The following is a 10,099-nucleotide window of genomic DNA, read 5'->3' on the forward strand; positions in this document are numbered from 1 at the left end:
ACAGTAATCGCTCATCCTGAGAGTCAGTACAATGGAAAATCATTTAATGAGTTTTTACCAAACATCCCATTGCGCTCAGGAATGCAATCGGTAGAGTTAGATGGGACAACATATAATATCGACTTTACGTCAATAGAGGGACAAACGTGGTCAGTTGGCGTTGTTGTTGATGAGGCTAAGATTTTTGAGCACATTAATGAATTACGAACTACCTCTATCTTGTATTCTCTGATTGCAGTTGTTATTGCGATTAGCATTATGTTGATGCTACTTTCTCGCTTAATTCGTCCTGTTCAAGTATTAAACGAAGCAATTAATAATGTTGCTTCGGGCGAAGCCGATTTAACTCAGCGTTTAGATACTAAAATAGACCCAGAGTTTGCTCCATTAGCGCGTGGTTTTAACCAGTTTATTGAAAACTTACAAAATCAAGTAACAGAGACAAAAGCATTAAGTCATCAATTATTAAATGGCACACAAGAGATCTCATCGGGTGCTCAAGGTTCCGCTAATGCGATGAATACTCAAATGATGGAATTAGAACAGCTAGCAACCGCAATGAATGAAATGGCCGCGACTTCTGTGGATGTAGCAAATAATGTTCAACAAGCCGCTGAATATGCAAAACAAGCGGATAATGCGACTGAAAATGGCATGATAGTAGTTACTCAATCAACGAATGAAATCACTGAATTATCGAATAATATAGACCAAGCCGTTACTGAAGTTGAATCGTTAGAGAAAGCAACGGATGGAATAGGAACAATATTGCGTGTGATTAATGATATTGCAGATCAAACTAACTTATTGGCGTTGAATGCAGCGATAGAGTCAGCACGCGCAGGAGAAGCAGGACGAGGCTTTGCGGTTGTTGCTGATGAAGTCAGAACATTAGCGCAGCGTACTCAGGAATCAACCACTGAAATCGCAACGATGATCGAGCAACTGCAATCAGGGGCATCACGTGTATCATCTGCAATGTCAAGCAGCCAACAGCGTGCTGAATCAACGGTAACCAAAGCGCAGCAAACTACCGATGCACTTTCTCAAATTCGAGAGACGATACAGCAAATCAATGACATGAATATCCATATCGCTTCAGCGGCTGAAGAACAAAGCCATGTAGCTGAAGAGATAAATGGTAAAACGGTTAATATTAAAGATTTGTCGATACAGGTGCATGAAATGGCGCAAGGTGCAGGCGTTGCGATTAATAAGCAGGTCGATCTTGTTGAGGATCAAGAAAGGATCATGAATAAGTTTACAGTGTAATTTATAATTACTAATTTCAGTATCAATAAAACTGATACATTATTCAGAATAAAGATTCAGATAATAAAAAGCTCAGGAATAACCCTGAGCTTTTTTATGTCTGTCGTATTATGAGTGTTCAACTATTTACATGAATAGGTATAAATTATTGGCTTACTACTTTATCTCTTTCCCAATACGCAAAAAGGCGAGATAAACCAAAGCAAAGGATAAAATAGCAAAGGGCCACAATAATCCAAATTTCAAATATCATTCCGCTTGAGTTCGCAATCTCTGTACCTACAAAGGTAAGTTCTTGTATTGATATCAAAGAGATAATAGATGAATCCTTGACTAAAGAAATACATTGCCCAGCTAAAGACGGAATAATCACTTTAAATACCTGAGGAGCAATAATGTAACGGTAGCGATCCCAAGTTGATAACCCCAAGCTTCTCGCTGCTTCATGTTGTCCTTGTGGAATTGCGTCTAAACCAGAACGAACCACTTCACCGATATAAGCTGCAGAGATCATACCGATACAAAGTACCCCTGCAATTAAGTTTTCCCATAAATTGGCAGAACCAAATAGAAAAGATTGCACGGCATTAATATCGCCATTGTGATCTCGAAGCAATGACTCAAGACCAAATAGGGGAACGAGTTGATTAGCAATGAAAAAGTAAAAGATAAAAATAAACACTAATGGCGGAATATTACGAATAAGCTGAATATAGCTATTTGAGATGGATCTAATTATCGTGAGTGGTGAGCGACGACCTAAACCAAGTAGAACACCAAACACGAGAGCAAAGAGCATTCCCCAAAACGTTAGCCGTAATGTTGAAAATACCCCATCGAAAAAATAAGGCAGTGAGCCATCTACTTTAAGAGTGAATAGCAGATCGAGAGCACGAGACCATTGCCAATGATAGGCAAGACTTCCGCTCTCTTTTACATATAACCAAAAGATAAAACTGGCGATAATAGCCAGTAATATCCAATCTAATCGATTTAATTTCAAAGAAACTCTTTGCTGCATAGTGCTTAGTTCGCTGTTTGTGATTGCCAATCTAGGCTAGTAAACCAGTAGTCATAACGCTCTTTTAGCCAGCCATCTTCAGTACGAGCTTTAATCCATTCATCAAAGTAGGCTTTTTTATCTTCTTCACCAAGACGAACTGCAAAAGCTTCGTTGCCTTGAGATAGGCGTTCTTCAAACGGTAAATATAAGATATCAGAGTATTTTATGGTATCGAACTCAGGTTTCGGTGTTGAAGCTGCAACCGCATGGGCATTGCCATTTAATACTTCTTGGAATGCTTGTGCATCATCATCAAACTGAAGAACTTTTGCTTTTGGAAAGTGCTCTTTAATAGCAGCTACAGTAATGGAGCCACGGCGAGCGGCAAATTTTACACGGCGAGAATTAAATTGCTCACGAGTAAAGCCTTCAGTCATCTTCTTATTAGCGGCAACTTGAACGCCAGAATGAGAATAAGGAATAGTGAATAAAACACTTTTAGAACGTTCATCAGTAATCGTTAAACCGCCGATGATAACATCAAATTTTCCTGAAATAAGAGAAGGAATAATGCCATCCCAAGCCGTTGGAATAAATTCAATTTTTAAGCCAGAATCTTTGGCTAATTGTTTAGCAACATCGACTTCAAAGCCAATAAGCTCACCTTGTTTATTTCTCATTGCCCAAGGTACAAAAGTGCTTAAACCCACTTTAAGTGTGCCTCGGTCTTTAATTTTATCGACGTTTGGTGTGCTATCAGATGAGGTAGCTGAAAATACTGAGCTACTAAACAGTAGACTCAGGCTAAGAAATGACAGTAATAATTGCTTCATGCGTATGTTTCTCCCTTAATGTGCATTATGCATGCGATGTTCTAACCAAGCAGATAGCCCAGAAAGTGTTAATGTGATAATTAAGTAGATAGCTGCGACACTGAACCAAATTTCAAATGGCATCGCAGTATCTGAGACGATATTTCGCCCCTCAGTGGTTAAATCAAAAATAGCCATCACACTGACTATAGAAGAGTTTTTCACTAAAGAAACTAATTCGTTAGTCAAAGAAGGCAGTGTACTTCTGATCACTTGCGGCAATACCACGTAGCGATAACTATTGAATGATGATAAGCCTAAGGTTTTACACGCTTCTAACTGACCTTTGGGTAAATTAACTAAACCGGAACGTAAGATCTCAGCGGTATATGCCCCTTGAAATAATGCAAGAGCAAGAATTGCGGTAGGCGTTCTCTCTAATCCTAGAAAAGGACCAAAGACAAAATACAATAAGTAGATTTGTACTAATAGAGGAGTGTTTCTTATCACTTCAATATAGAAGGTAGCGAGACTTCGTCCGATGATAGAATCAGATAAGCGTAATAAAGCAGTAACCAGTGCAATAAAGAGTGTAGCAATAGCACTAATCGCTGAGATATTGAGTGTGACTAATAACCCTTCGATGAGCTCGGCAGGGAACCACTCGCCATCCTCATAGAAAAACAGATAATCAGAAACACGATCCCATTGCCATTGATAGTTCATGGCCTGCGCACCACTGTCCAATATCCAATAAAGTGCCAAGCCCAACAAAGACATTTGTAATAGGGCTGAAAAAATAGGAGATAAAATAGTTATCAAACGGCGCATAATATTAATAGCTTAAAATTTGATTTAAAAAATGTTGAGTACGTTGATGTTGTGGATTATTAAAAAATGCGTGCGGCTCTGCGATCTCAATAATTTCACCTTCATCCATAAAGACCACTCTATCGGCCACTTTTTTTGCAAAGCCCATTTCATGAGTAACGCACACCATTGTCATCCCATCTTTAGCAAGATCTGACATTACATCTAATACTTCACTGATCATTTCAGGGTCAAGGGCAGAAGTGGGCTCATCAAAGAGTAAAACTTGAGGCTCCATACAGAGTGAACGAGCAATAGCGACACGTTGCTGTTGTCCACCAGAAAGCTGAGAAGGGTACTTATTCGCTTGTTCTGCGATGTTGACTCGCTTTAAGTAAGTTAAGGCTCGTTGTGTTGCTTCTTGTTTTGATAGTTTTAAGGTTTTGATTGGCGCAAGCGTTAGGTTTTCTAATACCGTTAAGTGCGGAAATAAATTGAAATGCTGAAAAACCATGCCCACCTGGCCTTTCATTAACTGTTTAGAAGAGAGAGGTTGATTAAAGAGAGTAAGAATACCGCTTTGAATTGATTCTAACGCATTGATGCAGCGGATTAAGGTCGATTTACCAGAGCCTGATGGACCACAAATAACCACTTTTTCACCTTCTGAGATAGAAAGGGTAATGTTCTTTAATGCGTGAAATTGACCATAGTATTTATCAACAGATTCAAAACTAATGATATTGGGTCTTTTTGTATTATTAATCACAACTCATCCTAGCACTTAGTTACTAAACTCACTGTAACATATTCATTAGACTAGGAAAGTGATTCTTTAATACTTGGTTGTTTTTCAAGCGAAATTGATACTTATGTACGGTTAAGGTCAAATCAAGGTTGAGGCTTATATTTATATGAAATTAACCATTGCACAACAGAAGAAGACACGTTACGTTAACAGTATGGAGAATAAAGATGCAGAATATAGAGTATAAGCTGCATAAATAAATGGAAGCATAACAATGTATCAAACTGATGATGTAAGAATTAACAAAGTAAAAGAACTATTACCGCCAGTGGCTGTTTTAGAGAAATTTCCAGCGACTGAGATTGCAGCAAAAACTGTATTTCAATCTCGTCAAGCTATCCATAATATTTTACAAGGTGACGATGATCGTCTGCTTGTTATTATCGGTCCATGTTCAATTCACGACACCGAGGCGGCGTTAGAGTACGGCGCTAAACTGAATACATTACGTAATGAGTTGGGTGATCGTCTAGAAGTTGTTATGCGTGTGTACTTTGAAAAACCACGTACTACCGTTGGTTGGAAAGGCTTGATTAATGACCCATATATGGATGACTCATTTAAGTTAAATGATGGTCTTCGTATGGGCCGTAAATTGCTTCTTGACCTGACGGATATGGGACTGCCAACAGCGGGTGAATTCTTAGATATGATCACTCCACAATACATGGGTGATTTAATCAGTTGGGGTGCGATTGGTGCACGTACGACTGAATCTCAAGTTCACCGTGAATTATCTTCAGGTCTATCTTGTCCTGTAGGATTTAAGAACGGTACGGATGGCAATATTAAGATAGCTACCGATGCGATTCGCTCTGCGGGCTCTTCTCACCATTTCTTATCTGTAACTAAATATGGTCATTCTGCGATCATTGAAACGGCAGGTAACCCGGATTGTCATATCATTCTTCGTGGTGGAAAAGAGCCAAACTACAGTGCTGAACATGTTAAGCCAGTGAAAGAGCAACTTGCTGCTTCTGGATTACCAGAAAAAGTAATGATCGATTTCAGTCACGCAAATAGCTCAAAAGACTTTAAACGCCAGATGATTGTTTCTGATGATGTATGTGGTCAAATCGCGGGTGGTGAAGATGCTGTGTTTGGTGTGATGATTGAAAGCCATCTAGTTGAAGGTCGTCAAGATCTTGTGAACGGCAAAGTGGAAACTTACGGTCAGTCTATCACGGACGCATGTATTGGTTGGGATGATACTGAAACCGTACTTCGCCAATTAGCGGATGCAGTAAGCGCGCGCCGAGCTAAGTAATACCTTTAAACTAAAAATAAACGCCAGTGGCTTAAAGTGACTGGCGTTTTTTACCAATGTTAGAATGATTATCCTTGCCCCTTCGCCATCGTAACAGTTCGTTTTAGTGTCCAACGAAGTAGAAGTGGAATACTGTCGGGCCCTAACTCTTCACTGTGCTGAACTATCGCTAGTGCCAAGTCTGGTTTTGCAAATTTCTTTAATGTTTTGATAATGATTTTTTTCGGTGGTACTGGTTGATCTGCTGAAATATTGGCTAACTCTCTGAATAAATCCTCAAAGCCATTATGATAAAGATAATGCTCAATATCTTTATGAGGTAATTCGGTTAATCTATGACGCTCATGCTCATTATCTAATTGGCTTTTTACAGCAAAGGCGTATTTTTTACCCGCCGCATCACCATCAGTCACAACATGCCACTCAATATGAAGTGCCTTCGCTATTTTTATTAATGATTTTAAACCAGATTGTGCAAATTCAATGATTTGTATTCCTTCTGCCGCTAAATTATACCCAAGGATCCGAGCCATTTCATTAAATAACCATACTTCAGTTTCTCCCTCAACCAATAACCAACAACGTGCAAATAAAGCGTTTGATCGTTGAAAGCGAATGTGAAAGGTAATTCGACGTAAATCGTCCCGTGACAGACTCGTTGGTGAAATTGAATAGCTGGAAGTAGAATCAGATTCTCTCACTAATCGACGTATTGAGCACAAAGGAACAGCACTGAGCATTTCACTGCTGTTTGTGGTTAAAATCTTTTGCATTGGAATATGATTGAGTAAAGACCAAGCTTGGATTAATTGAGTCGGATGTAATCGGCCTTCTGGATCTTCTATTATCATTAAAGGTCTTGCTGATTTTTTCAGAGTATTTGGCCCTTTTGCTCTTAAATAGGTATTGAGTAACCCAAGCAAAAGAAGTTTAGTCTGTTTATTTTTACTTTGATTGATGAATTGAGTGAGTGAAACCCCTTCTGTTTTTTGACCCAAAAAAAGGTTATCGTGGATCTTATGTGGGAGGCTTCTTTTGTGACCTTTAAATGCAAAATAGTGTTCAACTAAGGATTGCATTGACAGTAATGCACTTTTTATTTCCCCGCGATTCACCTGTCCAGGGGCTGTCATTAGGCGACGACACGTATTATTGATCCGTCTTTCGATCCTATCATTAGGTAATGATGTCATTATTTCATCTTGGTTTAAGCGACGAGAATCTCGAATACGAATAACAGGGTGAAGCCGGATTAACTCTGTAACTAAATATTCAATTTTATGATAGCGAAGCACGTTGCCATCACAATCGAGAAACGAGTGAGACGATGAAATTTTGCCATCGTTATTCGTGGCACTGATGCGGTAATAAATTCGTTGAGCATGGTCATTAGGATCGGATTGCCATAAACTAGATAGCTTTCTATAACGACCGGCTTTATGTTCATTGTGTTCAGTTGTTTTCCAACTAATGATAATTTGAATATGTTGATCTTGAGTATAAGAGATAGAATGATCTTGGTGGAAGTCTTGCAAGGTAAACTGGTGAAGCTCGCCAGAAACAGGCAGGGCAATTGATAAAGCATCGAGTAATGTAGACTTACCCCATGTATTCTCACCAATTAAGGTGGTTAATTGTTCAAAAGAAAGAGATAAGCGTTTGATGCCTCTAAATCCTGACACTTCAATTCGTTCTAAGAGCATAATACTTCCTCATTAGATATTGATTATAATAACTATATAGCAACTGAATTGACTAAAGCACTATGGCAGTCACATTTATAGATGATACTGGTTATATATTAGATAAACTCTAGCGTGCGACTCACTAAGAGCTTGTATACAGATACTTTTATTTGTTTCTCGTTGGATTAAAATACGTTCTAGAAAGGAAAATAAGATCAATGAAATATCAAAAGAGCAACGTATTAAGAATCATGCATATTAATGATACTCACTCCTATTTTGATGAATCAGTGATAGCTTTACGTGGTGAAAGCATTGAGAAATTTTATAGTAAGTGTGGTGGATTTTCACGATTATCACATCAAGTGTCATTTCTGAGTGAGGAAATACGAGCAGAGGGTGGTAATACCGCTCTATTTCATGCCGGAGACTGTTTTCAAGGCACGCTCTATTTTTCTCTTTATAAAGGAAAAGCTAACGCTGATTTACTGAATCAACTTCCTCTTGATGGCATGGTGTTAGGCAATCATGAGTTTGACCTAGGTAATGAACTTGTGAGTGAGTTTATTGCGAATACTCATTTTCCTATCTTGATGGGAAATTGGAATTTAAGTGAAGAAGATCAAAATAAAGGGCACCGATTAAAGTATCAAGAGCGGATCTTAGATTTTAATGTAAACGATCATATCGCTAATTATATGATTAAGAAAGTAGCAGATGTAGAGATCGCAGTATTTGGTTTAACAATTGACCAAATGGAGATCTTAGCAAGTCCAGATCCGGACACTCCTTTTATGAATGCTATAGATGTTGCAAAAAACACCGTCAATTATCTTGCAGAACAAGGTATACATAATGTAATTATTGTCAGCCATTTAGGTTATGAAGGCGATAAACAGTTAGCAAATTCAGTCTCTGGAATTGACTTGATTATTGGTGGACATAGTCATGTTTTACAAGGCGACTTTACCAGTATTGGCTTGGAAGAGCGCGCCGAATATGGGGAGAAAGTAAATGGTACTCATATTGTTCAAGCTGGCTGCCACGCCCTCGCTCTTGGTTACTGTGATTTAGAGTATTCAAGCGAAGGGAAATTGGCGAGTTTTAATGGTCGAAACCTATTACTTTTAGACAATTACGCCTATAAAGATAAAGCGTGTACTCAAGCTGTAGAGGCCGGGGTATTGTCCACAATTAGGTATCAAATAGAAGCATTTGATCATGCCGTTTTTTGTGATAAAGATCCTAAAATTGAAGCCTTATTAATCGCTAAATACAGAAAGGAAGTTGAGCGATTATCACAACAAGTGATTGGTTATTGTACTGAAGATTTATCTCATCGTCGTATCCCAGATGAGAAAGGTCAAAGTGATGTTGCTCCTTGGGTTGTTGAGGCATTTTACTCAAAAGCACATCAAGTTGATAATCGAGTTCAATTTGCTATGCACAACGCAGGTGGAGTAAGGGCTGGGCTTAATCAGGGAGAGATAACTTATGCGGATATTGCCGGAAAGGTATTGCCCTTTGCGATCCCTATTGTCATTTATAGCCTTAAAGGAAAGTACCTCAAAGCGGCAATTGAAGGCGCTATTGATAATGCGACTGACAATGGTGTTGTTGGAAGTGGCTCTGGCAGTTTTCCTTATGTTTCTCAAATTCGTTATTGTTATGAAGCGAGTAAGCCAAGTGGGCAGCGCATTACTGAATTTAGTATTTATCATAAAGATCGAGGCTGGTCTTTAATTGTTGATGATCAAATATATTATGGTACATCAACAGCTTATACTATTAAGGGTAAAGAAGGCTATGCACCACTACTCAATAAAGAAGTCGAGTGTATAACAACACCATTTTCTATGGCTGACTGCTTTATTGATTATTTAACTCATTATCCAAATTTAGGTAAACCAACAGAATGTTTGAATAAATATCGCAGAAATGAACAAGCTATAATTTAAGTGGCATAAGTTTTGCTTTTATTTTTGTGAGATGAGTTAATTATAACTGAGTTAATAGGTATTTTTATGGGTATAGATTGGTCTGATAAGCTTTTAGTGGTGAGTTGGTTTGCTGCTTGGGCAATTATTGCCTATTTTGTCCAATTTACAGGATAACAAAAACAATGTGGTTAGTGAGGTGTTCGTGTTTACTCAGTAAATAGAGCATTTAATTAATTGTATTGCTAGATAAGAAGGCTTTCTATTAATAGGAGGCCTTTTTTATTAAGATAAACTAATAGAAATGATGTGTTTTGTAGTCTAATTAGAAAATAAATTAAAGAAAAATATTATGTTAAAGGTATGTTTCTGCGTAAATATGCATCATATATGGCAAATTTTTAATTTTAATGCATTCTATGTGATTATTTTTTAATGTAACGTTTACATAAGAAAAACTAATGTTAGTTTATAGAAAAAGTCATTTTTTGAGCAGTTAATTTAG

At 38.0% G+C, this 10,099-nt stretch carries 8 protein-coding genes; 3 read left to right on the top strand and 5 right to left on the bottom strand.

Translation table 11 applies throughout. From position 1 onward, the window contains the following. The coding region (locus Q1K78_RS15940; protein WP_300181111.1) for a methyl-accepting chemotaxis protein at positions 1–1,272 on the top strand (1,272 nt) is incomplete at its 5' end. 145 nt (positions 1,273–1,417) lie between these two features. On the opposite strand, the gene Q1K78_RS15945 is transcribed toward Q1K78_RS15940, so the two are convergent. The 4 genes from Q1K78_RS15945 to Q1K78_RS15960 are packed head-to-tail and all read right to left on the bottom strand — an operon-like array spanning position 1,418 to position 4,663. Beyond that, complete coding sequence (locus tag Q1K78_RS15945; protein ID WP_300181114.1) at positions 1,418–2,293, bottom strand: amino acid ABC transporter permease; 876 nt, start codon at positions 2,291–2,293, stop codon at positions 1,418–1,420. Between the two features lie 5 nt (positions 2,294–2,298). Further along, a complete protein-coding gene (locus Q1K78_RS15950) occupies positions 2,299–3,108 on the bottom strand; it encodes a transporter substrate-binding domain-containing protein (protein ID WP_300181117.1) in 810 nt (269 codons plus the stop codon). A gap of 15 nt (positions 3,109–3,123) precedes the next feature. Continuing rightward, on the bottom strand, positions 3,124–3,918 hold the full coding sequence (locus Q1K78_RS15955) for an amino acid ABC transporter permease (RefSeq protein ID WP_300181120.1): 795 nt from the start codon (positions 3,916–3,918) through the stop codon (positions 3,124–3,126). Between the two features lie 4 nt (positions 3,919–3,922). Beyond that, a complete protein-coding gene (locus tag Q1K78_RS15960; RefSeq protein ID WP_300181132.1) occupies positions 3,923–4,663 on the bottom strand; it encodes an amino acid ABC transporter ATP-binding protein in 741 nt (246 codons plus the stop codon). Between the two features lie 256 nt (positions 4,664–4,919). On the opposite strand from Q1K78_RS15960, the gene aroG reads away from it, so the two are divergent. Beyond that, entirely contained in the window at positions 4,920–5,972 is a 1,053-nt protein-coding gene (aroG, locus tag Q1K78_RS15965) for a 3-deoxy-7-phosphoheptulonate synthase AroG (RefSeq protein WP_300181123.1), read from the top strand. A 68-nt stretch (positions 5,973–6,040) separates the two neighbouring features. On the opposite strand, the gene Q1K78_RS15970 is transcribed toward aroG, so the two are convergent. Further along, entirely contained in the window at positions 6,041–7,675 is a 1,635-nt protein-coding gene (locus Q1K78_RS15970; RefSeq protein WP_300181126.1) for an ATP-dependent endonuclease, read from the bottom strand. Positions 7,676–7,875: 200 nt separating this feature from the next. On the opposite strand from Q1K78_RS15970, the gene Q1K78_RS15975 reads away from it, so the two are divergent. Then, positions 7,876–9,615: a bifunctional UDP-sugar hydrolase/5'-nucleotidase gene (locus Q1K78_RS15975; RefSeq protein ID WP_300181129.1), complete on the top strand. Its 1,740-nt coding sequence runs from the start codon at positions 7,876–7,878 to the stop codon at positions 9,613–9,615. The last annotated feature ends 484 nt before the right edge of the window (positions 9,616–10,099 follow it).

The organism is uncultured Aliivibrio sp. (genome assembly GCF_946479765.1).
In the GTDB taxonomy this organism is placed as follows: domain Bacteria; phylum Pseudomonadota; class Gammaproteobacteria; order Enterobacterales; family Vibrionaceae; genus Aliivibrio.